This is a genomic window from Paenibacillus sp. FSL R5-0636 (genome assembly GCF_037974255.1).
Classification (GTDB): Bacteria; Bacillota; Bacilli; order Paenibacillales; family Paenibacillaceae; genus Paenibacillus_AQ; species Paenibacillus_AQ odorifer.
This window is the reverse complement of the sequence record NZ_CP150232.1, coordinates 6356260-6382701: the sequence shown is the minus strand read 5'-3', so window position 1 is coordinate 6382701 and position 26442 is coordinate 6356260. Positions and strand designations below refer to the sequence as shown.

Below are 26442 nucleotides of genomic sequence, written 5' to 3'. Positions count from 1 at the left end.
TATAGTTATTTAGTGTCTTTGGATTTTTTTCTCTTATTCATATGTTTGGCTTCCCAGAACAATCCGGTTAGTACATCTTTTATCCTCTGTTTATCTTCTTTGTCTAATGGAATCCCATCAAACATCAGCTCTCCATCATCCTCTAGCATTTTTCGAAAGTCTCGTTTATCTTTGCTTGTAGCCCAATCTGGGACAGCCTCATCGCTTGAAAGAGTCTGGTCCTGCAAATACCCTGCCTGATCCATTAGCTCCTCGTAGGGGACGCCAGTGGCCTCAGCAATTTTGCGTAACGTGGTTGGTTTAGGAACCCCTCTTAATCCATTCTCAATCCGGGAAATTTGCGAACCGCTAATTCCGGCTGCTGCTGCTAATTGATTAATGGTGAGTCCCTTTGTTTCCCGAAGATGCTTCATATAATCCCCGAATTCCTGTTTCATCTCAACTCACTCCTTATTGGCTGTAACCTTATGATAATAATATAAGCCATTTTTGCCAATAGGTAAACAACAAAGCGTATATTATTGCCAAAAGGCAAGATAATGGAGGGATATACGCTCTTTTTCGATAAAAACAGCCTAAAACGGGGTTTTACGAGATTGGTAAAGAAGTGGTATATTATAGAAAAAATACGAACAGAATACGAACAAGATTTATTTTATCACATTGGGCTGGAAAATTCCGCAAATTAAATCTCATTCAGTTAAACCCAAAAGGAGTGCATAAATGATGAACATATCAACTTTACCAGAGTTGGACCGTCGCCGAACCCAGGTCGCTATAGAGAGCATGTTGGAGAAATACCGTATTTTTAAGACCGTTACATTTGAAGCTAAGGAAGCAAGCACAACCTATTCATACACAGAAAGATTCCATGGTCCTACTAACACTGTAACTGATCAGACTGCTGCGATAGCTTCTTATAATGTGGACATCCCCGCCGCAAGGAGGGCTTACTGTTCCGCAATAGACTCTGTGGTAGAGAGACTCGATACGAGAGAACAGCAGCTGGTACGGGAAAGGTATATGAGAAGAGACGAGATGTACGATTATACGATTTACAATCATGTGTTTGATCCACCGGTAAGTAAGGACACTTACGTGAAGATACGCTCGAAGGCTTTTTACAAGATGGCATTAGCGTTAACGGATCTCGGTTTACTATCTCTGCAAACTTTAGTAACAACAGCGCCTAGGGTAAAGAAAGAGAAAATGAGTATTACTTAATAGAAATAGAATAGTGTGATTAGTAAAGAAGACTGTATCGTCCGAGCGGATGATGCGGTCTTTTTTTGAATTATAAGAAAGTATAAGTTTCAGGATGTACTTTATCCTTATAATCCCGCACAAAAACTTGCCGTCCATAAAAGGAGGGACGAAGGCTCTTAAGCTTGTCTTCAATTATGTTCCTCCGAAAAACCGCTCTATACCATCCAAAAGCTAGCCAAAACCTCGTCCGTTTACCCTCTCCGCAAGGAAAATATGGGGGTATGATTATAACATGGCAAATGAAGCAAAAGAACACCGCAAGAGCATGAATGCTCTGCTAATAGTTCCGCCCTAAGGGTGATGAGAACAAACCTAGCGGTGAAAGATTCTTCTCGCATTTGCCTAATGAAGAAGGGATATTATCCAACCTCGGATAGTATCCTTTTTTCTTAAACTAGTTGAGGGGGTGTCTGCTTAATGTTCATGCAGTTGAAGGTTAACACCATCAAAGATCGACGAACGATCGCAGATCAGAAAGGAATGGAGTGATGTCGGTACAACAATTGCGAGAACACATTACAAGTACACTTGAATGGTATTTTCCTGATGTGCCTGTATATGTAGAAGGAGAAAAACCTCAAACAGCCTATTTTCATCCCGGACTGATCTCAGCAACACTGGATCGGCAGCGGGAGGGCAGGTATTTAGCGGTCTACCGTTTTGGCATCCGTTATGAGCAAGGCAATTTGCTGGAAGCTGAGAGAATGGCAGATAAGCTAAGTGAGGCGATGGCAGGAATGGAGCAGGATGGTGGAGCTTTTCGTGTAGTTAGGCAAGCGTGGGAAGCTGGAACTGAAGGGCATGGGCCGCTGTTTACAGTTGACTATATGTTGTATTTGCAAAACGACAAGCCTGACAGCATTAAGATGGGACAAATGATTGGAGGAGAACGATTGAAATGAGTACTAAAGGGAGTAACGGGAATGGGTTCAGTAAGGAACAGATTGTGAATTCCTCACTTTTTACGCCGAGGGAAAAGGATATATTGAACGTTATTTTGCAGGATGGCAAGAACTATACGCTCGAAGAAGCAAAGCAATCTATGGGATTGTTCAAAAATAAGGAGGTAATGAACTAATGGCAGGCGGAACATGGACAACGCAAAATAAGGTGCGCCCTGGGGTGTACGTAAATGTAGCATCAAATCAAGGTGCCATCGGCAAAATGGGAGAACGCGGGATTACGGCATTGGCGCTTGCCCTATCTTGGGGAGAACCGGGAGTAATCATGAAGATTACCCCGCAGGATGATGTGAATAAGCTGCTAGGAGTTGATTTGGAACATCCAACTCTATTGCCAGTGCGTGAAGCGCTGAAACGGGCGGGAACCTTGCTGCTCTATCGATTGAATGAAGGCGTTAAAGCGGCAGTCACAAATAACGGTCTTCAGGTAACAGCTAAATATGGCGGTGTACGCGGAAATGATCTTTCGATTGTGATTGAGAAAAATATAGAGAATGTTGCTCTTTTTGATGTAAAGACGTTGCTTAATGGAACAGAACTGAACAAGCAAACAGTTGGAACGGCTGAGGAGTTGGTCGCGAACGATTATGTTCAATTCCAGAAAAATGGTGCAGAAGGCTTGAAGCTAATTGCAGGCATGCCGCTTACAGGGGGGGCTAACGGAACCGTGACGAATGGAGCACATAGTGACTTCCTGTCTGCTCTTGAGGTGCAAGAATTCCAAACAGTGGGTCTAGTATCGCAGGATAGTGCTCTCAAGGCACTCTACAGTTCTTTTGTGAGACGGCTTCGGGATACAGAAGGGAAAAAGGTACAGGCTGTACTATCCGATTATGCGGCTGCAGGTCATGAAGGTCTGATTAGCGTGAATAATGGGGTAGTACTGAGCGACGGAACTACGATTGATAACGTCAATGCCGTTGCTTGGGTAGCTGGTGCTACAGCAGCAGCAGCTGTTAATGAATCGCTGACTTATCAGGGTTATGATGATTCGTTGGATGCTGATGTAAGACTTAGCCATTCTGAGACTACAGCTGCGTTGCTAAAAGGAGAGCTTATCTTTACTTACAGTGGCGGACGGGCTGTGGTGGAACAGGATATTAATACATTTACCGCATTTTCACCGGACAAAGGCAAAGCATTCTCCAAAAATCGTGTACTTCGCGTGCTGGATGGAATTGCAAATGATATGAAGCGTATTTTTGAGAACTACTATATCGGTAAGGTCGCGAATAATGAAGATGGCCGTGCTCTTTTCTGGTCACAGTGTGCGACTTATATGAATGATTTGCAGGATATGGGTGCGATTGAGGGCTTTAACGCGCAGACAGATGTTGTAGTTGTGGCTGGTGCAGATAGTGACAGTATCGTGCTGGATGTGGCTGTGAAACCGGTAGATTCCGTAGAAAAAGTATATATGAAAGTGAAGGTGGTTTAAGATGGCATTTTTAAAAGCTAGTGATACGATTTCCGGCCAGGAGGGCCGTGCTTATGCTGTGATTGGTACGCAAACCGAAGAGATGTTCTATGTGAAAACTCTTGAGGCTACAGTAGAAAAAACAAAGGCAGAGGTGAAAACACTGGGCCGCCGGGGTGTTCAGCATAAAGCGACTGGATGGTCGGGCAGCGGTTCGATGACGATTTTTTATATGACTAGTCGTTTCCGCCAGATGATGCTCGATTATATGAATACGGGTGTTGATCAGTACTTCGATATTGAGGTTACGAACGAGGATCCATCGTCCAGCGTGGGGGCACAACGGATTATTCTAAAAGGGGTGAACCTCGATAGTGTCATCATGGCCTCACTCGATACAGAGTCAGACGCTCTGGAAGAAGAAGTTAGCTTTACCTTTGAAGATGTGCAGATTGTGCAAGCTTTTGGTGCTCCGGCAGGTTCCGGGCTTTAATTAAGACAACTAGATAGAATGGAGTAAGCAAGACCCGAACGTAGAATGAGCGACGGGTCTCTTCTCTGTCTATTGGCAGCTAGTAGCAGGAGAAGTATCTAAATAAATAATTCTAGGAGGAAGACAATGAGCGAATTAAGTTTGTTTTTTGCCCAAAATGTAGCATGTGACACGACCGAGGAGTTTGTGGTATCCCAGCGTTTTAAGGATAAGGAAGGAAATGCGGTGGCCTGGAAGCTGCGCAGTATGACTGAGGATGAGAATCAGGAATGCCGCAAGACCGCAACCCGCAAAGTCAAAGGGAAAAACGGAGTGTATACCTCTGAAATTGAGCCTAACGATTATATGGCGAAGCTGATGACCTCAAGTGTAATGCATCCGGATCTAAAAAATGCTGAACTGCAGCGTTCTTATGGCGTACTTGGCGCTGAAACACTGCTGCGTAAAATGCTGCTTCCGGGTGAATTCGCGGCGTTGGGTGAGCGGGTGCAGGCCTTAAATGGTTTTGGCACGGACATGAACGAGCTGGTGGATGAAGTAAAAAACTAATCAACGAGGGCGATAGTGAAGCCAATTTTGCTTATTACGCCCTCCATGAGCTGCACATTTTACCCCATGAGCTGATGAAGCTGTCTTCCCGCGAACGCGCCGCAATATATGCGATGATTGCTGTTCGTGTGGAGAAGGAGAAGCGCGATCAGGCACGGAGTAAGGCGAGGAAGAGATAGTTAGGGGGTGAGAGAATGGCAGGTGTACAAAATAATATAGCTGGAATACAGCAAGTTTCCAATCAATGGATCAATGATATAACCAATCAGATTACAACACAGGTCTCGGCAAATATTTCAAATTCCTTTTCAGCAACCTTAAACCGTATCAGTATGAAAATAGTCAATAAACCCGTGTACAACATCACTAATAATTACAGTGCAGCTTATACCAGAATTCAAGCTTCTATTGGAGGTGCGGTTCAGGCTCAGGAGAGACTGAATGATGCGGCTGATAGAGGGGCTGGAGGAGCTGAAAAGCAAGCAGGAACCTGGGAAAAGCTTACGGGGGCCTTTGAAAAGGCTAAGGGTATGGTGGAAAAAGTTAAGGGTGTCATGGAGAAGGTGCTTGTGCCAGCTGCTGAGCAGCAAAAGTGGGAAGATCTTTTCAAAGCAAAAACCGGAAATGCTGATGTTGGTGTAGCTATGTTTGATAAATTCAAGAAGAGAGCGCTAGAAACCGGACAGGACGTCAGCAAGTCTATGGAAAGTGTCTTGTCGTTTTATCCTAAAACACAAAATACGGACCAGCTAGATAAGCTAATGGATTATTCCACAAGGCTTAGTATGATGTCTCCAGAAGGTAAGGATATTGGCGATACTTCATCAGCTATTAATTCTGCATTTGATGGAGACTCTAGTGACTTAGCATCGATGCTTCAGGTAGATGAAGAGGAGCTTGGTGGACTCGACCTAGTAGCCAGTACGGGGAACATGGGCGCTTTTTTAAGTACTTTGGGAGATATCATGACAACGGCAGGTATGACGAGTACTTCGCTGCAAACCATGATGGATTCACCCGTAAATCAGTGGCAGACACTTCTTGGAAACTATAACAATTCCTTAGCTGGCATGGGACAAGGGGCACTTGCAGCATTTTCTCCGCTGTTAAGCATTCTTAATGATGCGTTCTCAGAAGGTACCTTTCAGCCTATTATCGATGGGATGGCCATTGGATTGGCTATTATAGCACAAGGTTTTTCACAAGTTGTACAGGGAGCCTTATTCCTTTGGAGTGTTCTTAGCAGCACGTTGCCTTATGTAGTACCCATTCTTTTGGGAATTGTTGCTGGGATTATTGCTTATAAAATTGCTATGGGTGCAGCAGCAATCGCAACAAATATGTCAGCAATTGCGACTGGGATCGCTACCGCAGCGCAAGGGATTTACAACGCTGTGTTAAATGCCAATCCTATTGCGCTTGTAATTGGACTTGTTATTGCACTTATTGTGGCTTTTTTAGGAATTGTTGCAGCTCTTCAGCCAGTAAGAGATTTTCTTGCCAATATGTTCAGGGCTCTCGGACAGATCGTTGCAGATTTTGTAGGTTATGTGATTGATCTATGGACCGGATTTATTAATGGTATCATTGATGCTGCCAATTTTTTATTAGGTGGTATTAATAAAGTAATTGGGGCTGTTGGTAAATTTATAGGTATAGAATCAGAGATTAATCTTCATCTTGAACGGGTTGACAGCAGTCAATTTAAACAGAACGTGGAGATGAGCATTGAAAATACTTTTGATACGGCTGCGAAATATACGCAAGAATTTGATGTTAACAAATTTAAAGAAAGCCTAAACGTAGGGGGGAATACGAATAACGAGACTACAATCAATCAATGGAATACTACTCATCAAGATGATTCAACGAAACCTCCGAAATCGCCTACCATTCCTGAGGTTCCAGTAGTTCCTGTGACGAAGACTCCTGCGTTAAATACGCCTTCCGCTGTAGGTTCTTTTCAAAATGCAGGAGTACCTGGTAATCTGAACACCGTCAACCGTGTGAACGAGCTCGGCTCCATCAACGACACCGTAGACATCTCCAGTGATGATCTGAAAATGCTCCGCGAGCTGGCCGAGATTCAGGCGATCCAGAATTTTGTGGAGCTTACGCCGACGGTGCAGGTGACGACCGGAAATATTAACAATGCCGGAGACATTGATACGATTATCAACAAGATCGGGCAAAAGCTGAACGAGGAGTTTGTCTCTACGGCGCAGGGGGTGTATACGTAACGTGGAAGAGTACGGGATTTTTTTGGGTTTTAATAATCAGGAGGATGCAATCCGGCTGCCAGTCAATCCAGAGACCTTGGAAATCAAGGAGAGTGGAGATGGAAAAAGCTATACCATTATCGATCTGGGTGAGATCAATACGATTGCTTATCCGAAGCTTACGGAGATCACGATTGAAAGTATTTTTCCGGCACAAAGGTATCCGTTCGTATTGGTGCAGGAGGACGGGCTGAAGAGACCTTTTGAATATGTGGAGCTTATTAAGAAATGGATGACGAGTCGTCGGCCCATTCGGTTTGTGTTCTCCGGTGTGAGGTATCCCGATGATACGAAAAAGGATAAAAAGAAGTTAAACAAACCACAGAAATGGCTAGAGGAATCTTCAATTAGTGAGGATGCATCTTTAGAAATTGATTTTGCTGTGAATATGGCTATGAGCATCGAAGGTTTCACTTGGAAGCTTAGTGCGGGATCGTCAGGGGATATTGAATATTCGTTATCTCTCAAAAAGTACGTATTCTATCAGGCGGTAGCTGTGAAGGTTGTTAAAGGTGAAGTGAAGGCGGAGCAGAAGCGGGCCAATGAAAAGGCAAAGCCTACTACCTATACCTTAAAAGCTGGAGACAGTCTATGGAGCATCGCTCAAAAAAACCTAGGAGATGGCTCGAAGTACAAAGCCATTCAGAAGCTTAATGGCATTCCGGATAGTGAGCTGAAAAAGCTGCCCATCGGTAAAGTCATCAAGCTGCCGTAGGAGGATGTTATGGAACTGCTAGTGAAGAATAAGGAAGGGAATCTATGGGATATTTCTGGCATCGTCTCAGATATTTCTTGGAAAACTGCACGGTCAGGTAAACCGTCAACGCTAGAGTTAACGCTTGTGGACAACGGAATTTATCAGCTCCCCAAGTTCGGGATCAGCAACGGTGATATTATTCAGTTCAGTAAAGATAATGTAGATGTATTTTACGGATTTGTGTTCAGCATTGATACGGGCTCGGATCAGGAGATTAAGCTGACTGCCTATGATCAAATTCGTTATTTGCTGGGCAATGGTAGTTATGTTTTGCAGGATGTTACGGCTAGTGATGTGATCAAGAAAATAACAACGGACTACGGATTAAAGACAGGTGTGCTGGAGGAGACAGAGTACCGGATTCCTTCTTTAATTGAAGATGACAAAAAGCTGTTGGACATCATTATGGGAGCCATCGGCAGTGAGCTTCAGTTTAAGGGGCGGCTGATGGCTTTTTACGATGATTTTGGGAAGCTGACGCTGCGTAAACCGGATTCTATGCTGCTTAACCTGGTGCTGGGAGCGGGGCATTATCTGTACGATTATTCGCTCAAAAAAAGTATTGATGACGATACGTACAACACGATTTTTCTGTACAAGGACAACGAGGCATCGGGCAAACGCGATTTCTATCCGGTCAGTGACAAGGACAATGTGAAACGCTGGGGTATCCTGCACTTGTATCAAAAGGCTGATGACAAAGCGAATGCTGCACAAATTCAGGAGAAGGCAAACAATCTGCTGAAAATGCACAATCGTGAAAAGCTTAGTCTCTCCATACAGGCGATTGGTGATATGCGTGTAAGAGCAGGCAATTTCATTTATGTCCTATTGGATGAATTCGAGACTCAATTGTTTCTGGTGGACCAATGCAGCCATAAGATTTCTGGAGGGGAGCATACAATGTCCCTCGATATTAAGGTGGTGTAGAAATGATGTTAGATATTATTAAAAAAGCAAGTCTAGGAGCCGTGGGAAGTACAAATCCCGTGGCTTTTTCTTATGGAACGGTAACGGTGGCAGCTCCTTTGCAGATTCAGGTGGATCAGCGGTTTGTTTTATCGGGGAATGCGTTAGTGCTGCCTGAATCGGTAATGGAAAGCAAGATCGACATCGAGGGCAAAGAAGTAATACTTCGGCGAGGATTAGCGAGTGGGGACCGCGTATTAATGGTTCGAATGCAGGGCGGACAAAGCTACATTGTTCTGGATCGGCTGGTGAGTCCGATATGATCCCGGCGATTGGAAAAGCTGGACCGATAACGGCCCTGCTTGAGGGGGAGGTCAACCTTGAGCGTGGGGAAAGTCCTAGTCTTACGTACCGAATGGATTGGGAGAGAAAAAGGATTACAGGCCAAACGGATGGACTGGAAGCAGTTCAACAGGCAGCGGCAAAAATTTTGCGAACCGATCGGTTTGAACATCTGATTTACAGTTCGGATTACGGAACAGAGTGGCGGTTGGTGCTTGGCAAGGATCGGCTGCTGGTTAGAGCTGAAATCAGACGTATCGTTAGTGAGGCACTACTTCAGGATGAACGAATCCTTAGCTTAGAGAATATTGTTGTTTCGTTTACCGGAGATAATCTAACTTTTGACTGCAAGGTCGTCACACGTTACGGAAATTTTCAGCTGAGAAAGGAGTGGAATGAGGATGTATGAGGATCAGACGTATGAGGCTCTTTTGGAGCGGATGCTGGACCGGATTCCATCAGGATTGGATAAACGCGAGGGCAGCATCATTTATGACGCGTTGGCTCCAGCAGCCGCTGAGTTGGCACAGATGTATATTGAGCTGGATGTGAATAATAATCTGTATTTTGCAGATACGGCTACCGGAGAGTACTTGGAGCGAAGCATCTCCTGGTCAGGCATTGTAAGGCGTGAAGCCAGCAAGGCACAGCTGAAAGGGATTTTTTATAAGGCGGATGGAGGATTGTTGGATGTTCCACTCGGCAGCCGCTTCTCACTCGAAATGCTGAATTATACGGCTGTGGAGAAGTTATCTCCTGGAGTGTATCGCTTGGAAAGTGAAACCGCTGGGGAAGAAGGAAATCGATATTTTGGCTCTTTACTGCCAGTGGATTATATTTCAGACCTAGCGCGCGGAGAAATAGCTTCTCTTCTGATCCCTGGGGAGGACATTGAAACGGATGATGCGCTACGCCAGCGTTATTTGGATTCAGCCAGACGCCCAGCTACTAGCGGAAATAAATATCACTATATGGAGTGGGCACTGCAAGTTCCGGGTGTGGGAGGCGCACGTGTTTTTCCATTATGGAAAGGTCCTAAAACTGTGAAGGTGATTATTGTGGACGCCGAAAAAAAACCTGCATCCGAGCTGTTGGCGGCTCAGGTGCAGCAATACATTGATCCGGTCTCAGGAGCGGGTGAGGGACAAGCACCGGTAGGGGCTGTGGTGACTGTGGCGCCGGCTGCGGGCAAAAACATCAGTATAAGCGCCAAGGTAACCCTTGCTTCTGGCTATGCACTGCAAGCTGTAAACCAAGGCTTTCAGGTGATGCTTGAGAAATATCGCAAGGAGAAGGCTTTTTCAGCAACCTATATCAGTCAGTCTGTCATCGGGGCATTATTGCTTGCTACTGAAGGAGTCGCGGATTACACAGAGCTGAAGTTGAACAGTGGAGCGGGCAATGTGATGTTGAACGAAGAAGAAGTACCGTTGTTCGGTAACGTTCTACTGGAGGTGTAGCATGGGTTATCCAGAGCAAATTGATATTTTTCAAGAAAAACTTAATAAAAAAGCAAACGGTAGCAGCTATGTTATCGAAGAGAGATTACCGCTTGTAAATGGCGTTTACAGTGGTCTTCTAGCGCATGACAATATTAATAATCAGACCATTGCGGTGTACACAGGGTCACAGTATTCCGGGATCGAGCTACGCAATTTCACTGTGTCTTTTCCGGATGAGGCGCCCTGGCGGCGGTTGATTAAGATTTTTGCCGATGTGCCTGAGGTATATGTTACTTACGAAACCCCCGGTGATACGGTTGAAGCAGAGGATATTAACGGTTTGCAGGTGAGTCTTACCGCTGTCCAAACTGAAATAGAGCGTTATAAGAACAAGGGCCAGATTGACGGAGGATCATTTAGAAGAGAGGTGTAAAATGGCACAGACCATACAAATAAAGCGGGGTACAAAGGCTGAGCTAACGAGTTATGGCGTGTTGAAGGCAGGTGAGCTTGGTTTTTGCAGTGATACTAAGGAAGTTTATATTGGTGACGGCACGTCCAATTCCATGGTCGGCAGGGCGCTGTCAGGGCCAGAAGCTTCGCGTCCGGTTGCAGGATCCGTTGGTCGTTTGTATTACGTGACTACGGGTTCGAATAGCGGATATTTATATTTTGATGATGGGGCAGCTTGGCGGCGGGTGAATGCGCAGAAGCTTACCGATCTGACAGGTACAATTGATGATATCGCTGATGGAGCAACCTATGCGAAGGTGCTTAAAGCGGATATTAGTGCGGGACATATCAATAAAGTATCGGATGGCACAAACGTAAAGACTGCCGCTGAGATCAAGACTCACATTGATGATGTGGCCAAGCACCGGACAATCAATGATGCAGGGACTACAATTACAGACTTGTGGTCTGCGCAAAAGATTAAAAATGAAATTGAGCTGGCTAAGCATAACATCGAACCGCAAGCATCGGTAAAAGACCAGAACCTGCTGGCTCCACCTGCCAGTCCGGTTGAAGGTGATCGTTATATTATTCCAGCAGGGGCAACCGGGGGATGGGCGGGCAAAACGAATCAAATTGTTGAATACCAATCTGCCGCTTGGGTATTTTATGTTCCTGCCGTCGGTTGGACCGCTTACGTCGATGATGAGCAGAAAATTTACAGCTGGAACGGCAGCGCATGGGTACGTACCGGTGGTGCACTACAGACCATTACAGCCGGGAACGGGCTGATTGGTGGGGGTCAAGCCGATGCTGTGACGCTGAACATTGGTGCGGGTAATGGGATCACGGTCACTGCAGACGCGATTGCGGTTACCGCTGGAAAAGGAATCACCGTGGATGCAGCTGGTGTAGCTGTAAGTGTGGATGGAAGCAGTATCGTTTATGATGCTGCGAATGGCAATAAACTTACCGTGGCCAGTATTGATGGCGGAACATTCTAGGGGGCGGGACAATGGCTCTAAAAACATTGATTCAAATACGCCGCGGCTTGGAAAGCTCCATTGGAGCGCTGGCTATTGGTGAGCTTGGGTATTGTACAGACAGTGGCAAGCTGTACATTGGTTCTGCCGCTGGTAATGTCTTGCTGGTAGCCGCGCAAAGTACCGGGGATATGCTGAAAAGCATTTACGATACGAATAACAATGGCAAGGTGGATTTTGCGCAACAAGCGGATAGTGTAGCTTGGGCGGGGGTAGCAGGTAAACCAGTGGTATTTCCTCCGGCGGCGCATACACATGATTATTTGCCCAAAGGCCCCCTAACCTGGAATCAACTGAAGGGGGTGTAGAGGATGAGTTACGGCAGCTCTTTATACAGCGAATTGCAATATTCCGCAGATAAAGATTCGAGCCATCCGGGTGAAGTCGAGGCGCCTGATCTAATGCAGTATTTACCGGATTATTATAAGGATGTCCGCGAAATGGAGAAGCTTCAGGAGACCATCGGGCTAGAAATTGGTGGACTGAAGGTAGGTACTATAGATGTACTGGATCAGGCGTTTATTGAAACGGCTACAGTGAGCCTTGGGCGCTGGGAATCCGAACTTGGACTCAGCAGCGATCCATCCAAGTCTTATGCCACTCGTCGAGAGATGATTAAGGCAAAGCTGCGTGGAAATGGAACGACCACACCGGAAATGATTCAGCGGACGGCGTCAGCTTTTTCAGGTGGAGTGGTTGAAGTAAAGGAAGTGCCTGAAGAGTACCGTTTTGAGATTCATTTTGTGAGTACACTGGGGATTCCTCCGAATATGGCAGGGTTGATTCAAATCATCGAAGAGATTAAACCTGCGCATTTAGCTTATGAATTTGTGTTCAGCTATACCTGGTGGGACTCTGTTAAGGCTTTGACTTGGGAGAGTGCTCACAGTAAAACATGGAACGAATTAAGAACTTATAGATAGGAGAGTGACATATGCAAACCACAGGAAATTTGGGCTTAAAGAAGCCAGAGGGAACAGATATCGTTGATATTGCCGATCTGAACGGGAATATGGATATTTTGGACAATGCAGTGAATGGTAAGGTCGATAAAGTTACTGGCAAACAGCTATCTACGAACGACTACACCGCAGCTGAGAAAACGAAGCTGGCGGGGATTGCTACGGGAGCGAATAATTATGTGCATCCTAATCACACGGGGGATGTCACTAGTACTGGTGATGGAGTTACGGCTATTGCGGCTGGGGTGATTGTAAACGCCGATGTTAATGCTTCAGCCGGAATTGATGCTTCGAAGATTGGAACGGGAGTGGTCTCAAACGCGGAGTTTGGGTACTTGGATGGGGTTTCTAGTGGGATTCAGGGGCAGTTGAATGGTAAGGCGCCGTTGGTTACTACGCCTCAGCAGACGACAGCGGATATTACGTACTACGTACGGACGGACGGGAATGATAATAATACGGGATTGGTGAATACGGCGGGTGGGGCGTTTAGGACTATACAAAAGGCGATTAACAGTATTCCTAAACATGTTCTTCATAGCGCTACTATCAATGTCGCTGCCGGTACGTACGCCGAAGATATCTCTTTTGCAGATGTGAGTGGTGGCACGGAAGTATGGCTTAACGGAGGAACAAGCTACGAGACGGCCGCAAACTTCAAGGTTAAAAGTATGACCTTTTACGGTGTTAGTAATCAAGTAGTTGTAACTGGATTCACAGCAACTTCTACAACGAGAGTCGGATTTTTTATTAATAACTCGATATTTATTCAGATGCTATATTGCCGTATATTAGCAGATGGCAAGGCAAACTCCGTTGGAGGATTCGAGGCTAGTAACCATTCTGGTTTGCGACTTTACGGCTGTGAAGCTTCTAATCGTAATGCAGGCATCGTCAGTAACCAAGGATCAACGGTAATATCCAGAAATAGTTTTGGGACCTCAAATACTATTGGACTTTCAGCATACGACGGTGGCACAATAACAAAAAAAGACGGTCAGCCCGCGGGCACAATAAATGAACAGATTGACGCAGGTATCATAACTAGGGGTGTACTTAACCCATGGGGAGATAACACGATTGATACACGCCCCTTTGCAGCAATGTATATGGATGCCGGTGGCGACGTACCTTTAACTGCCGGTGTAGATAAAAAACTTTTTTTTAACGGTGTGCACATGAGTCAGAAGGGAGTAGCTGAACCTTCACAAGGCGGTTTCTATGCGCCCGAGAGAGGGATTTATGAATTATCTGTTCGGGTTGGATTTGGGATTACGACGAGTGTTACAAGCGGTGTTGCAATTAAGATCTATATAAACGGAGTTCTAAACTGCACATTGAGCGAGGGAGCTATCACAACTGCACTTATAGGCTGTACCCTTAATGGTAATACTACTTTGGTTTTAAATCCAGGAGACCGTGTTCATATCTATGCCGTTGCCCTTCACAATTCAAATGTTTCATGGGCTTCTCAGTACACATATGCCACTCTTGCGAGAGTGGCATAACTAATGGAGGTGACTAAAATATGGATTTAATGAAGAACTTGCTATTCCTATTTCCAGATAGTCAGTTGGGAGTCGATTTCACTTTGAGAGACGACGGCCCAATAGTAAAGTATCTTAAAGAACCTTTGCTTACGAAGCATGTACAGACGCCTGGTGAGACTACGGAAGAGGTAGATTGGATAGAAGGCGTACATTATATACTTCGTCCAGCACACCTCGCAGAGTTAGAAGAGGGCGTAGATTATGAAATAGAGGAACGCGGCCCATACATCGCAGCCTGGAACCTAGAAGTCCCGCAACCAACGGAAGCAGAACTGGAAGCGGCGTGGGAAGCATATCTAGAAGCAGAAGCTAACAAACCACCAGAATTAAACGAAGTCGAGCAACTCCGTGCTGAGAATACTGCTTTGCAAGACAGGCTTCAAGATGTCGAAGTCATTATGGCTGAACTACTCAGCATATAAACCCAAAAGGAGGTGAGTTGTAATCATGACAATGGATTCATTAACAGCCGCCAAAATTCGGTTGATGGCTAATGCCTGCATCACTCGTTTTGATCGTGAGGAGGGTCCGATAGAGAATATCATTTCATCCTATAACATGCAGCCGGATAATGAGACTTTGGTTAAGGATCAGATTATCGAGAAACGATCAGATATTCATTTTGCTGAAAACGATTCGACTGAGCAAGCTTCATCAGCCAAATAATTAGCACGCATCCACAGAGGAGCTTGTTTTTTTGTGCCCTCGGTGGTGCCGGGGGCTATTACGCATCAACATCATTACAGAAAGGAGCGGACGAATGGGCGAAGGGGATATTGCGCAATTGGAGAAGCTGCTGCCGCTGGCAGATAAGTATGGGCTGGCTTATATTGTTGCTTTCATTTTGATGATCGTACTGATGGTGTTATTGCGTGCGATTGTCAAAGGGAACCTTGTACCGCGAGAAATGCTGGATCGGGCAGAGGAGGATCGGGATCGTCTGCAAGCGATTTTGGATAAGGAGCGCTCGGAGTTTATGCAGCCCACACTGGACGTCTTAAAGAAACTGAAGATTGACCATACGGAAGACAGGGGGAGTTAGGAATGCTGTCACAATGGATTCGGCGGCTGCTTCTCCCCCGGCATGTTGATAAAGAGATGGAGCTCCGCAGAGCCTCTACCAGCGTTACACTGACCATAAGTCATTATAAAAATGTCTCGCAGGAAATTCAGGAGGAGATTGATCGTAACCGGTTCGCCAAATATTTAGTTTATGATCGAGGGGATCATGATGCACATGATTGAATTTTTATTATTGGTGCTATATGGCACTACTACGGCCTGCGGATTATACATTATTCATCGCCACAGGCAATATTTTTACGAAAGATTCCAAAAAGGTGTGGTCAGCGTGTTTATGCTGGCTATGCTTTTTTTCTTATTGGCTTATACATTCAATATGCTTATCGTTCTACTATTCCGTTTGGCAGAATTACTAGGAGTGGACATGGCAACATGGCTGACTTGGCTTAATTATAGCTGGGCTATTGCCCAATTCGGTACAACTGGTGGAATTATAATATTAGCGATACTGACACGTTCGGGGAAATACGACCAATTTATTTATCTGAAAAAGATAGACAGAAAAGAGGAACTTCATGCTGACAATAACTCAGGTAAAAAATAAATCAGCCCAACGCCTAACAGGACTACACCCCGTAGTCCGTTCCGCTGCTACTGCTCTAATCGAACGTTGCTACAAACTCAATATCCCCATTCTCATTACGCAGGGACTTCGCACAATTGCCGAGCAGGATGCTCTATATGCACAAGGGCGCACTAAGCCCGGAGCGATTGTAACCAATGCACGTGGTGGATATAGCTATCACAATTTTGGATTGGCCGTAGATTTTGCTCTTTTGCTGCCGAATGGATCTAGTGTGTCTTGGGATATGTGCCGGGACGGCAATAACAACCAGATCGCAGATTGGCAGGAGGTTGTGAGGGAGGCAAAAGGGCTGGGCTTGGAGTGGGGAGGCGACTGGACAAGCTTCAAGGATTACCCACATTTTCAAATGGCGTTTGGGTTAACACTCACACAGTTGCGAGCAGGGACAAAGCCCTCAACATCTGCGGTGGAGTCAGCGTATAAGGTCATCAATCGGAAGGAGGAGGAAGAATTGAAGAGTGATGTTATTGCTGTCGTAAAGGTTAACGGGGTTAAGGTTGCAGATGGAGTGCTTGAAAAAGGCATCACCTACGTCCCTGTACGTGTTATTGCAGAAGCGCTGGGTGCTCAGGTAGGTTATGATTCTGCGACTCGAACGGTTGAGATTACAAGTACCCATTAAGGAGGGGAAAAGGATGGAAACTGGAACAATCTTAGATGATATTATGGCGTTCGCCTCTATATTAGCAGTATTCGTACTGGCACTGGTTCAGTTGGTCAAAAATAGTATCAACATCCCGCGTAATGCAGTACCGATTATCGGACTGGTGATAGGTTTGCTCATCGGCGTAGTAGCGTATCCTTTTACCGAACTCGATTTAGTGCTTCGCCTTTGGGCTGGGGGCCTTGCAGGTTTATCTGCGACGGGGTTGTTTGAACTAGCTTTTAAGGATCGCCCGGGGACGACGAAAGAGTAAATGGATAATAGGTACGAATCATAAAAAAGGGCTGTTCCAAAAAGTCTGAAAAAGACCTAAGGAAGAGCCCCATTGTTTTTCTCATGATGTTACATAAATAAGATTCAGAACGAAAGCGTGCTGCCGGGTTGTAAAGAATATAGTCCTGTGAAACCTTCTCCTTTTAATATAGAAGCTACTTGGTCGATATGTGGTTTGGGAGCATGGACGAGCACTGTCCGGTGGCTGGGAATCGTTTGGAGCATTTTGCGAATGTCCGGCAAGCCTTGATGGACTTTATAGCGGATAAGTGAGACTGTACAGCGTACGCTGCTAGATTCTTCGATCATAGCTTGCTTAACGAGACGATGTCCAAAGCTTCCTGCCGCTAAATGTCCCGTAAAAATCACATGGTTGTCAGGAGAAACAGAGAGTTGATGAAAGTATTCTTGCGCTTTTGCCGACTGCATCATCCCGTCATTGGTGAATACGATAGCTCCCTTAAGATTCAACATTGCCTTCGCGCGTTCGTCCGAATTAGATACAACACACAAGTTTTTTCTGTTAAAAAGCGCATTTGCGCGCGGAATAGCGTCCTCTTTCAGCCATTCCACCTTGTCGCTTAATGCTCGTAAAGGAGCGACGAGTGCTTCTTCAACGATCAATTGATGATCTGGAAAACATTCATTTGCCCATACGATCAATTCCTGGCTTCTGCCATGGATAGGCACAGGAAAGAGGACTGTACCCTCTTTTTGCAAGGTGTTGTGGATGGCTATCTCTAATTGCTGTAATTTTACAAGCTGCTCATCAGGATCTGCCCCATAAGCAGCATCGATAATGGACAGATCAGCCACATTTTTAGCTTCGGCTTCCATAATTGCTGGGGTGTCTGCCGTGAGCAGCTGTGACTCCTCCGTATAATCCCCTGAGAAAAATACAGTTTTGTCCTCCCATTCTAGGCCCAGCCAAACCGAACCTGCTAAATGCCCGCTACGTCCCCATTGAACTCGAAGGTTAGGCGCAAGCGTCAGCCAAGTTTGAGGGGAGACATACTCCTCTAAATACTTGAATTGAATAGCTTCTTTATCCGTTTCCTCATAGGGGAGCGGGGCGGATTGAGCTGCCACATATTTATCCCAGGCCTCGAAATAATCAGGAAGCTGTAATGAGGTGGATCTAGTAGTCCATACCTTACCTCTGTATCCGTGTTTATAAAGTAAGGGCAGCGCTATGGAATGATCCTCATGAGCATGAGACAGAAATACTGCCTGCAAATGTGGAATAATATCCGTATCAAGTAGGGGGTATTCACCGGGGCCTTCTTTTTTTACGCCACAATCGAGCAGGATGCCATTTCGTGAATCCTTGCCCTGCAAAAGATAGGAGGAACGGCCATGCTCTCCGGCCCCTCCCCAAATCGTTAGTCTGCTCATTGTTGTCTCCGCTTTCTATCTGGGCTTAAATATTCTAAGACTAATAGTAGTATGGTGGTGATACCTACTGAAATTACAGCCATGGCCATCCCCATCGCTACCGCACCTTGTTCAAACTGGGCAAAAATATAGGTCGCTGATGTCTGCATTGAAGGCGGAAGAATGAGTAAGGAGGCTACCAGTTCCCGATTGGAAATGGTGAAGGTCATCATCCAGCCAGCCACCATCCCCGGAAGGATGAGGGGAAGCAGGATACGGCGGAACACATACAGCTTACTACCTCCGAATACTTGTCCCGCTTGCATCAGAGAGGAATCGATCTGCCCATAGCTTGCTTTTACATACTGAACAGTATAAGGAAGGAAAAGTACGACATAAGTCAGTACAACCATCCAGTAGGTATTATAGAGCGGGATAGGCATCCAGCGGGCATTCCACAGCAGAATTAGCCCTACTACAATTACAATTCCCGGGACTGTATTTGGAAGCAAGCTGAATAAATCTGTAATTTTCTGCTTGAATGTAGCCCCTTTTCCTACCGTTAAGGCAAACCAAGTCCCGAGAATAACAGCGATACTGGAAGCAACGATAGCTAATGTAAAGCTATTTAATAAGGCCTCAAATCCTTGCGAACCCGGGGATAACAGCTCTTCATAATGTTTTAAGGTTAGATTGCTCCAGGATACACCTTCTCCCCGAAGCTTCAATAATGAGGCTGTTATGATAGAGAAATAAGGAATGCCGATGGATGCCAGAAGCAATAGAAGAACATAACCCCAGCTAAGAAACCCTACGATTCCTGTACTCTTATAACGGTTAGTACGAGTTCCTTTTCCACCGATCAGACGGTAAGAGTAGCGGCTGCTAATTACAGTTTGGATGTACCACATGACAAGGCAAACTCCGAGCAGCAAGGAGGCTAGTGAAGTAGCCTTACCGAAATCAATCGGCCAACTGGAGATATATTTATGGATCTCAGAGGTCAGAACGTAAAAGCCGATCCTACGGCCAAAGGTCGCAGGGGTACCGAATTCAGCAATTGTTTTAACGAAGATGAGCAGTGCTCCAAGCCCATAGCTAGAGAGCAGTAAAGGAATAATCACTCTTTTAAATCTGTAAAAGAAGGGGGCGCCGTGAACAGAGGCTGCTTCCTCCAGATTGCCCCCGATCTGCAAAAGCGCATTGCGCAGCAGCAGATACAGGAAGGGGAACAGGTGAAGGCTCATGATCAGCACCATACCCCCATAGCTAAAGAAATACGGTGTAAGCACGGAGGAGGAGGGCAGAAATTGCTCCATATACCCACCCGTCTGCATAAACAACATCCAGCCCATAGAACCAATGTAAGGCGGCGTCATAAATGGAATTAACAGCACGACATCCAGCCAGTTGTGGCGCCCTAAGTCGGTTTTTGCCATAATCCAGGCTAGAGGCAGCGCAAACAAAGTAGTTAGCAGAATAACGCTTACCCCAAGCCCGATAGAATTCAGCAGCACCTCTACTAGGTCATTGCTCCCCATAATGGTTCGTAGTGGTGCGGCTATGTCGAGATGCCCCTCTGGATAAATACTGGTCCAGAAAATGAGCAGGAGTGGCAGCAGCACGAGCACGGTTAGTATAAATAAAGCCAGTCCACCGCTCACCCATTTAAATGAGCGCAAAGAGTTAGTATTCATTACGCTTATTTAAAAATTTGTGTGAAGGTCGAGGAAACTTCATCGCTGTGCTCATTCATCCATTCCCAATTCACATCAAATGTTTTGATTTCTTCAAGATTGGCACGATTTTCTGCCTTCACGTCAGTTCTGCCTGGCAGCAAATAGGCTTTGGCAACAAGGGCTTGCGCTTCATCGGAGAGAAGGTAGTCGATAAAAGCCTTAGCGTTATCTACATTCGGGCTTGTCTTAATGATCGCAGCCGGACGAGGGCTGATTACAGTTCCTTCAGCAGGGTAGACGATATCCACAGGTTCTCCGTCAGCTTTTGCTTTATAAGCCATGTAATCTACGCCAGCAGCAACGACGGATTTAGCACCGGTAATCACCGGATCAAGTGCCTCTTGATTGGCGCCTGACATAGCTACTTCATTGCTTTTATATTGTTTAAAAAGATCCCAGCCACTGTCCCCCTTAGCACTTAAATACCCAGTCATGAAATCAAGAGCCGAGCCGGAAAGTGAAGGATCGGGGATATTGACTGCACCCTTCCATTCCGCTTTGCTGAGGTCATCCCAGGAGGTCGGCGGTGAGCTTACTTTTTTGGTATTGTAGACGATACCGAGTGCGGATGCACTGTAACTGAAATAGTTACCTTCATCTGTATCTGACCAATCGCTAACCAGCTTGTCTGCATTAATCGCTTCTTTATATGGAAGTAATAATCCGTCGTTTTTCATTCCTTGCATGGACGGAAGAGAGGCGAGGACAACAACATCAACGACCGGATTGGATTTTTCTGCTTCCATGCGGGCAAGTATTTTTCCTGTAGTGCCTTGGAACATTTCAACTTTAACGCCAGTTTTGGCTTCAAAGCCGTCTTTGATTTTATTGGCTAAACCTTCAGGGCCTGCACTGTAAACGACAAGATTGCCGCTTAGTGTCTTTTCTGTTGGTTGTGGGGCTTCAGTTTGCGTCGCCGCCGCAGTATCGGTTTGGTTGTCGCTTGCGTTAGCCGCAGGGGTGTTCGAGGAGCCGCAGCCCACTAGAGTAATACCAAGTGCAGTTGTTAGAAGAAGTGAACTTAACCCTTTTGTCTTTTTCATTTGATTCAATGTAATTGCCTCCCTAATATTGTTGTGTGCATCTTGCTGCATGGAACAGCATCATATAGAGCCATTCCATGCAGTGGACGCTTAATTCAGATGATGAATTTGGTGCTCTGAAGCGTACAGCTGAATCTTTTCCCCTACAGGTAGGCGCCGATCATGATAAGCGGTCCAAGTCCCATTGTGCTCCATGTTCAGAATGATCTCATAGCGATCCCCCATATAACTCACATGCTGAATAGTCCCTGTAAAAGGAAGAAAGGAAGCATCCTCCTGAGACCAGCGTAAATGTTCTGGACGCAGCATCTGTTTATCCGGAACGATCCAGTTGGATTTTCCAATAAAGTGTGCCACAAAGGGATGACTCGGTTTACGATAAATGTCCTCAGGAGATCCACTTTGTAAAATAGTGCCACCTTGCATTACAACTACTTCATCTGACATAGACATCGCCTCGGTTTGATCATGCGTCACATACAGGGCTGTAATGCCCATGTTTTTCACCAAGGAGATTAACTCCAGCCTCATTTCATCTCGCAAGACCGCATCTAGCGCACTTAATGGCTCATCGAATAATACAAGCTGAGGGCGCATGACTACGGCTCGGGCAAAAGCAACCCGCTGCTGTTGTCCACCGGACAGCTGGTGTGGAAAACGCAGCTCTAACCCCTCCAGCTTGACCGATCGAAGTGCCTCCTGTACCCGAACCCGTAAATTCTTTTTTTGTTTGGAAGCTCGAAGTCCGAAGGCTACATTCTCGAACACAGTCAGATGCGGCCAGAGGGCGAAATCTTGAAAAACCATGCCAAAGTTACGGCGATGAATAGGGTGGCTAATTCTTTTGCTGCCTGAAAAAATAAACTCATCATCGATCAGAATTTCTCCTGCATCCGGTGTTTCCAGCCCAGCAATCAGACGGAGTAGTGTCGTCTTTCCACAACCTGAAGGACCGAGTAATGTCGTAAAGCTTCCAGCGGGAATCTTCAGATCTGCAGCCTTTAAGGCATGCACATCTCCGAATTTCTTTTCCAATCTGTGGATTGTAATTTCCTTCATTCTATCTACCTGCCTGTTCTTAAGCTTGTTCTTAGTGTAAAGGTAAAGAATTCCCGCTATATTTGCTGAATGTAACTGTGATATTAACTTTTTTGCCGATTTATTTTAACATTCATAGAATTCTTCTATGTTACCGTTTAGGAAAAGGCGAGGGAGTGGAAGAGAATGAACCTTAATCTAATGAAGCTGGAAATTGTAGAACTGCTGAATAAACATAAAAAAATTACCACGGTAGCAGATAAACTTGGACTAAAGCAGCCCACCGTTACGTATCATTTGAAGAATTTAGAGCAGCAATTGGGGGAGAAGTTATTTGAATCCAGAATGGATAAAATGATTCTTACGGAGAGTGGTAAAGCTTTTCTTCATTATGCAATCAAAATCAATGCGCTTGCTGCGGAGGCGGAGCGGGTGGTAAAAGAGTTCAGTCAGGCAGGCCGGGGGACGCTGAAAATTGGTGCCAGTTATGTTCCAGCTACATATATTCTTCCAAAAATATTGGGGCTGTTTGGCGAACAACATCCGGGGATTACCATTTCTTTATCGGTTAAACCTTCACCGGTGATCAAAGAAATGCTTGCCAGTCATGAGATTGATCTTGGTATCTTGTCTACGGAATCTTTTTATCTGCCTGATCTGCATACTCAAGCCTTATGTGAAGATGAGCTTGTCCTTGTTTTTGCACCTACACATGATTTTGCCGGATTTTCTAATTTAAACTCGGCGATGATCGCTTCAGCGAGCTTTATTTTGCATGACAAGGAATCAAGCACACGCCATTTGACGGATAAATGGTTTGAACGAGAGGGAAAAGAATCAAAACCGCATATTTTGCTCGATTCACTGGAGGCGATTAAGCAATCGCTTATGAGTGGACAGCATGTCTCATTTATTTCACGACTTGCTGTGGAGGACGAGGTAGCCAGAGGAAGATTGCTAATGCGAGCCATTCCGGATTATAATTTTGAAAGACATATTTATTATTCGTATAACCGTGATCGTCATTATTCTCCTTTAATTGGACTGTTCATTGACCAGCTCCGCACAATCCGAATATAAGCATACATAGAGAATATACGATAGAGCCATTATATATATGAAAGAATACATAAAATATAAGGACTGTATAAATTCAGAAATTGGTGTATAATCTTAGGTGCTGTGTCGCTTTACAGCACAAAAAAGTTGCAGATTTTCAAACGGTTTTATTGTATGATATGAGGAAGCTTTAATAGACGATATTTAGACAGACAAACTTAACACATTGATCCGGAAGAGAATGGGGGGAGCAGCATGACCGAACTTACGACTACCGTCAGCAAAAGCAACTCTAACAATCTGCTGCGACGGGACGTACGGTTCTTGGGGAACATTTTAGGAGAGGTCTTGGTTCACCAAGGCGGTAACGAACTGCTAGAGATCGTGGAGAAGATCCGCGAGACCAGTAAATCGCTACGCTCACTATTTTTACCTGAACTGCATAGTGAATTTAAGGAGTTAATCAATTCTTTGGATCCGGAGAACCGTCATCAGGTAATAAGAGCGTTCGCCATTTATTTTCAATTGGTGAATATTGCCGAACAGAACCACCGGATTCGCCGTAAACGTGACTATGAACGTTCAGCTGGGGAGACAGTTCAACCCGGTTCTATAGAAAGCGCTATTCAAGAGCTTCGTGAACGTGATTTCTCTCATGAGGAAGTCAACGAGATTATTGAAGGATTGTCTCTGGAACTTGTAATGACGGCACATCCAACGGAAGCCATGCGCCGTGCGATTCTCGATATTCATAAACGGATATCCGATGATGTTATGGGTCTTGATAACCCTACTCTAACTTTCCGTGAACGTGAACAGCTTCGCGAGAAGCTATTGAATGAAGTGATTACGCTTTGGCAAACGGATGAGCTACGTGACCGCAAGCCAACAGTACTCGATGAAGTGCGCAATGGAATGTACTATTTCCATGAGACTATTTTCCATGTATTGCCGGATGTGTATCAAGAGCTTGAACGCTGTCTGAGCAAATACTATCCTGGACAGAATTGGCATGTGCCAACCTACTTGCGTTTTGGATCATGGATTGGTGGAGACCGTGATGGTAACCCATCGGTAACCTCAACAGTCACTGCGCAGACTTTACGCATGCAGCGTAAGCTGGCCATTCGTGAATATCAGCGGATTATGCGTGAACTCATGAAATATCTAAGCTTTAGCACAAGTATTGTTAAAGTGACGCCTGAGCTAGTAGAATCCATCGAAGCTGATCGTGAGATCATTAACCTAGGCAAGATGGAAGAATGGCGCAATGACAACGAACCTTACCGAATTAAACTTAGCTACATGATCTCTAAGACACAAAATGTTTTGGATGATGAGAAAAAAGATACTCCTGAGCGTTATGCTACACCTGAGGAGTTCATAGATGATTTGAATGTCATTGACCGCAGTCTACGACATCACTATGCCGACTATGTGGCCGATACCTATATTAAAAAGCTAATCCGCCAAGTGGAGCTGTTCGGATTCCATACGGCAACTCTTGACGTGCGTCAACATAGCCAAGAACATGAGAATGCCATGACAGAAATTTTGGCGAAGATGAACATTTCGCCGGATTACTCTAAGTTGACGGAGATCGAGAAGATTGATCTGCTGGAGAAATTGCTGAATGATCCACGTCCGTTGACCTCTTCTTACCAGACTTACACTGAAAGTACAGAGGAGTGTCTGGCGGTTTACCGGACGATCTTCGCATCGCAGGAAGAGTACGGCAAACAATGTATCACAAGTTATCTGATCAGTATGGCGGAAGCTGCAAGCGACATTCTGGAGGTTATGGTCTTCGCCAAAGAGGTAGGACTATTCCGCAAGGATAACGACGGTACAGTTGTATGTACCCTGCAAGCTGTGCCACTTTTTGAAACGATTGATGATTTGCATGAAGCACCGCAAATTATGCACACACTGCTCAGTATGCCGATCTACCGTGATGCGGTAAGAGCAATGAATGATTTGCAGGAAATCATGCTTGGATATTCAGATAGTAATAAAGATGGCGGCGTGGTTACTGCTAACTGGGAACTGCGTGTTGCCCTAAAAGAAATTACAGCGACAGCCGATCAGTTCGGAATCAAGCTGAAGTTCTTCCATGGTCGTGGTGGAGCGCTCGGCCGTGGCGGTATGCCACTTAACCGCAGTATTCTTGCTCAGCCAGCTTCGACAATTGGCGGAGGGATTAAGATTACCGAGCAGGGAGAAGTGATCTCCTCCCGTTACTCGATGCAGGGGATTGCTTACCGCAGTCTGGAGCAAGCGACATCTGCGCTTGTAACTGCAGCAATTAGTGCGAGAGTGCCACAAGCGGATCTTTATGAAGAGAAATGGGAAGAGATTGTTGCCCGGATTTCTGAAGTCTCGCTGAACAAATATCAGGATTTGATCTTCCGTGATCCAGATTTCCTGACTTATTTCAAAGAATCAACACCTCTGCCTGAGGTTGGAGAGCTTAATATCGGTTCCCGTCCTTCCAAGCGGAAGAACAGCGACCGTTTTGAAGATCTGCGTGCAATTCCTTGGGTATTTGCATGGACACAAAGCCGTTATTTGCTCCCAGCCTGGTACGCTGCTGGAACCGGACTGCAGAGTTTCTATGAGGGTAAGGAAGAGAATCTGAAGATAATGCAACATATGTATGAGAACTTCTCATTCTTTACTACACTGATAGATACGCTGCAAATGGCTATTTCAAAAGCGGACTTGATTATTGCTAAGGAATACGCCAGCATGGGCAAGAACGAGGAAGCACGTCAACGGATATTCGGCCAGATTGAAGATGAATTTAATCTGACCTCTGAGCTGATCCTGAAGATTACAGGCCAGCAGGATATTCTTGATAACGTTCCTGTGATTCAAGAGTCTATCAGACTCCGTAATCCATACGTTGATCCGCTTAGCTACCTGCAAGTTCAATTGCTATCCGAGCTTAGAGCGCTCCGTGAAATCGATGGAGATGATAGCGAACTGCTTCGCGAAGTATTGCTTACCATCAACGGCATTGCCGCCGGTCTTCGGAATACCGGCTGATATAGTCTTAACAACAAAAAGTCCGCCCTATTTGGGGCGGACTTTTTTTGCCTAATACAAGTTGTTGTGATCATAAACTGTATATTGCTGCTGTGAACTTTACTTGTTCCT

At 45.4% G+C, this 26442-nt stretch carries 31 protein-coding genes; 26 read left to right on the top strand and 5 right to left on the bottom strand.

From position 1 onward, the window contains the following. Positions 1-5: 5 nt before the first annotated feature. Complete coding sequence (locus tag MKX34_RS29140; RefSeq protein ID WP_076147395.1) at positions 6-437, bottom strand: transcriptional regulator; 432 nt, start codon at positions 435-437, stop codon at positions 6-8. 286 nt (positions 438-723) lie between these two features. On the opposite strand from MKX34_RS29140, the gene MKX34_RS29135 reads away from it, so the two are divergent. The 24 genes from MKX34_RS29135 to MKX34_RS29020 all read left to right on the top strand — a co-directional run bounded on the left by MKX34_RS29135 (position 724) and on the right by MKX34_RS29020 (position 17010). Then, positions 724-1224, top strand: a complete 501-nt coding sequence (locus MKX34_RS29135; protein WP_094902361.1) for an ArpU family phage packaging/lysis transcriptional regulator — start codon at positions 724-726, stop codon at positions 1222-1224. Between the two features lie 530 nt (positions 1225-1754). Beyond that, complete coding sequence (locus MKX34_RS29130; protein WP_076141912.1) at positions 1755-2168, top strand: DUF6838 family protein; 414 nt, start codon at positions 1755-1757, stop codon at positions 2166-2168. After that, on the top strand, positions 2165-2344 hold the full coding sequence (locus MKX34_RS29125) for a hypothetical protein (protein WP_036681241.1): 180 nt from the start codon (positions 2165-2167) through the stop codon (positions 2342-2344). The genes MKX34_RS29130 and MKX34_RS29125 overlap by 4 nt, the downstream gene beginning before the upstream one ends. After that, entirely contained in the window at positions 2344-3666 is a 1323-nt protein-coding gene (locus MKX34_RS29120) for a phage tail sheath family protein (RefSeq protein ID WP_076296482.1), read from the top strand. Before MKX34_RS29125 ends, MKX34_RS29120 begins: the two co-directional genes overlap by 1 nt. Before the next feature lies 1 nt (position 3667). After that, positions 3668-4138, top strand: coding sequence for a phage tail tube protein (locus MKX34_RS29115; RefSeq protein ID WP_036681245.1), 471 nt, complete (start codon positions 3668-3670; stop codon positions 4136-4138). A 126-nt stretch (positions 4139-4264) separates the two neighbouring features. Continuing rightward, the gene (locus MKX34_RS29110; protein ID WP_076296481.1) at positions 4265-4687 is read left to right on the top strand and encodes a phage portal protein; all 423 of its coding nucleotides are present in this window, start codon (positions 4265-4267) and stop codon (positions 4685-4687) included. Between the two features lie 194 nt (positions 4688-4881). Beyond that, positions 4882-6927, top strand: a complete 2046-nt coding sequence (locus MKX34_RS29105; RefSeq protein WP_038573435.1) for a hypothetical protein — start codon at positions 4882-4884, stop codon at positions 6925-6927. 1 nt (position 6928) lies between these two features. Continuing rightward, positions 6929-7681 (top strand): LysM peptidoglycan-binding domain-containing protein, encoded by a 753-nt coding sequence (locus MKX34_RS29100; RefSeq protein ID WP_038573433.1) that lies wholly within the window; start codon positions 6929-6931, stop codon positions 7679-7681. A 9-nt stretch (positions 7682-7690) separates the two neighbouring features. Further along, positions 7691-8653, top strand: a complete 963-nt coding sequence (locus MKX34_RS29095; RefSeq protein ID WP_036681255.1) for a hypothetical protein — start codon at positions 7691-7693, stop codon at positions 8651-8653. Positions 8654-8658: 5 nt separating this feature from the next. Further along, complete coding sequence (locus MKX34_RS29090) at positions 8659-8955, top strand: DUF2577 domain-containing protein (RefSeq protein WP_036681399.1); 297 nt, start codon at positions 8659-8661, stop codon at positions 8953-8955. After that, positions 8952-9383 (top strand): DUF2634 domain-containing protein, encoded by a 432-nt coding sequence (locus MKX34_RS29085; RefSeq protein WP_076099869.1) that lies wholly within the window; start codon positions 8952-8954, stop codon positions 9381-9383. Before MKX34_RS29090 ends, MKX34_RS29085 begins: the two co-directional genes overlap by 4 nt. Continuing rightward, the gene (locus tag MKX34_RS29080; protein WP_036681258.1) at positions 9376-10434 is read left to right on the top strand and encodes a baseplate J/gp47 family protein; all 1059 of its coding nucleotides are present in this window, start codon (positions 9376-9378) and stop codon (positions 10432-10434) included. The genes MKX34_RS29085 and MKX34_RS29080 overlap by 8 nt, the downstream gene beginning before the upstream one ends. A gap of 1 nt (position 10435) precedes the next feature. Then, the gene (locus MKX34_RS29075) at positions 10436-10849 is read left to right on the top strand and encodes a hypothetical protein (protein WP_036681259.1); all 414 of its coding nucleotides are present in this window, start codon (positions 10436-10438) and stop codon (positions 10847-10849) included. 1 nt (position 10850) lies between these two features. Continuing rightward, complete coding sequence (locus MKX34_RS29070) at positions 10851-11873, top strand: DUF2793 domain-containing protein (RefSeq protein ID WP_076138348.1); 1023 nt, start codon at positions 10851-10853, stop codon at positions 11871-11873. Positions 11874-11884: 11 nt separating this feature from the next. Beyond that, positions 11885-12220, top strand: a complete 336-nt coding sequence (locus MKX34_RS29065; RefSeq protein ID WP_076179430.1) for a hypothetical protein — start codon at positions 11885-11887, stop codon at positions 12218-12220. A 3-nt stretch (positions 12221-12223) separates the two neighbouring features. After that, positions 12224-12835: a putative phage tail protein gene (locus MKX34_RS29060; protein ID WP_036681263.1), complete on the top strand. Its 612-nt coding sequence runs from the start codon at positions 12224-12226 to the stop codon at positions 12833-12835. An 11-nt stretch (positions 12836-12846) separates the two neighbouring features. After that, the gene (locus tag MKX34_RS29055; protein ID WP_076273167.1) at positions 12847-14382 is read left to right on the top strand and encodes a hypothetical protein; all 1536 of its coding nucleotides are present in this window, start codon (positions 12847-12849) and stop codon (positions 14380-14382) included. Between the two features lie 20 nt (positions 14383-14402). Then, positions 14403-14846 carry an XkdW family protein gene (locus MKX34_RS29050; protein ID WP_038573424.1) on the top strand — a complete coding sequence of 148 codons (444 nt, stop codon included), beginning with the start codon at positions 14403-14405 and terminating at the stop codon, positions 14844-14846. Positions 14847-14871: 25 nt separating this feature from the next. Then, positions 14872-15090, top strand: coding sequence for a hypothetical protein (locus MKX34_RS29045; RefSeq protein WP_076296480.1), 219 nt, complete (start codon positions 14872-14874; stop codon positions 15088-15090). Between the two features lie 94 nt (positions 15091-15184). Beyond that, complete coding sequence (locus MKX34_RS29040) at positions 15185-15466, top strand: hypothetical protein (RefSeq protein ID WP_036681272.1); 282 nt, start codon at positions 15185-15187, stop codon at positions 15464-15466. A 2-nt stretch (positions 15467-15468) separates the two neighbouring features. Further along, the gene (locus MKX34_RS29035; protein WP_036681274.1) at positions 15469-15669 is read left to right on the top strand and encodes a hypothetical protein; all 201 of its coding nucleotides are present in this window, start codon (positions 15469-15471) and stop codon (positions 15667-15669) included. Continuing rightward, positions 15662-16051, top strand: coding sequence for a hypothetical protein (locus tag MKX34_RS29030; RefSeq protein ID WP_076215764.1), 390 nt, complete (start codon positions 15662-15664; stop codon positions 16049-16051). The genes MKX34_RS29035 and MKX34_RS29030 overlap by 8 nt, the downstream gene beginning before the upstream one ends. Next, a complete protein-coding gene (locus MKX34_RS29025) occupies positions 16023-16715 on the top strand; it encodes a M15 family metallopeptidase (protein WP_076296479.1) in 693 nt (230 codons plus the stop codon). The genes MKX34_RS29030 and MKX34_RS29025 overlap by 29 nt, the downstream gene beginning before the upstream one ends. A 13-nt stretch (positions 16716-16728) precedes the next feature. Continuing rightward, on the top strand, positions 16729-17010 hold the full coding sequence (locus MKX34_RS29020) for a holin (RefSeq protein WP_076296478.1): 282 nt from the start codon (positions 16729-16731) through the stop codon (positions 17008-17010). Positions 17011-17114: 104 nt separating this feature from the next. Here MKX34_RS29020 and MKX34_RS29015 read toward each other — a convergent pair whose 3' ends face one another. The 4 genes from MKX34_RS29015 to MKX34_RS29000 all read right to left on the bottom strand — a co-directional run bounded on the left by MKX34_RS29015 (position 17115) and on the right by MKX34_RS29000 (position 22245). Next, the gene (locus tag MKX34_RS29015) at positions 17115-18425 is read right to left on the bottom strand and encodes an MBL fold metallo-hydrolase (protein WP_076147414.1); all 1311 of its coding nucleotides are present in this window, start codon (positions 18423-18425) and stop codon (positions 17115-17117) included. Further along, positions 18422-20101: an iron ABC transporter permease gene (locus MKX34_RS29010; RefSeq protein ID WP_076296477.1), complete on the bottom strand. Its 1680-nt coding sequence runs from the start codon at positions 20099-20101 to the stop codon at positions 18422-18424. The genes MKX34_RS29015 and MKX34_RS29010 overlap by 4 nt, the downstream gene beginning before the upstream one ends. Before the next feature lie 5 nt (positions 20102-20106). Then, positions 20107-21186 (bottom strand): ABC transporter substrate-binding protein, encoded by a 1080-nt coding sequence (locus tag MKX34_RS29005; RefSeq protein ID WP_076105570.1) that lies wholly within the window; start codon positions 21184-21186, stop codon positions 20107-20109. Between the two features lie 90 nt (positions 21187-21276). Next, positions 21277-22245 carry an ABC transporter ATP-binding protein gene (locus MKX34_RS29000; protein ID WP_076099886.1) on the bottom strand — a complete coding sequence of 323 codons (969 nt, stop codon included), beginning with the start codon at positions 22243-22245 and terminating at the stop codon, positions 21277-21279. Positions 22246-22410: 165 nt separating this feature from the next. Between MKX34_RS29000 and MKX34_RS28995 the strand changes: the two genes are divergently transcribed. Both MKX34_RS28995 and ppc read left to right on the top strand, forming a co-directional pair. Beyond that, a complete protein-coding gene (locus tag MKX34_RS28995) occupies positions 22411-23304 on the top strand; it encodes a LysR substrate-binding domain-containing protein (protein WP_036681285.1) in 894 nt (297 codons plus the stop codon). Positions 23305-23538: 234 nt separating this feature from the next. Beyond that, positions 23539-26331 (top strand): phosphoenolpyruvate carboxylase, encoded by a 2793-nt coding sequence (ppc, locus tag MKX34_RS28990; protein WP_036681287.1) that lies wholly within the window; start codon positions 23539-23541, stop codon positions 26329-26331. The last annotated feature ends 111 nt before the right edge of the window (positions 26332-26442 follow it).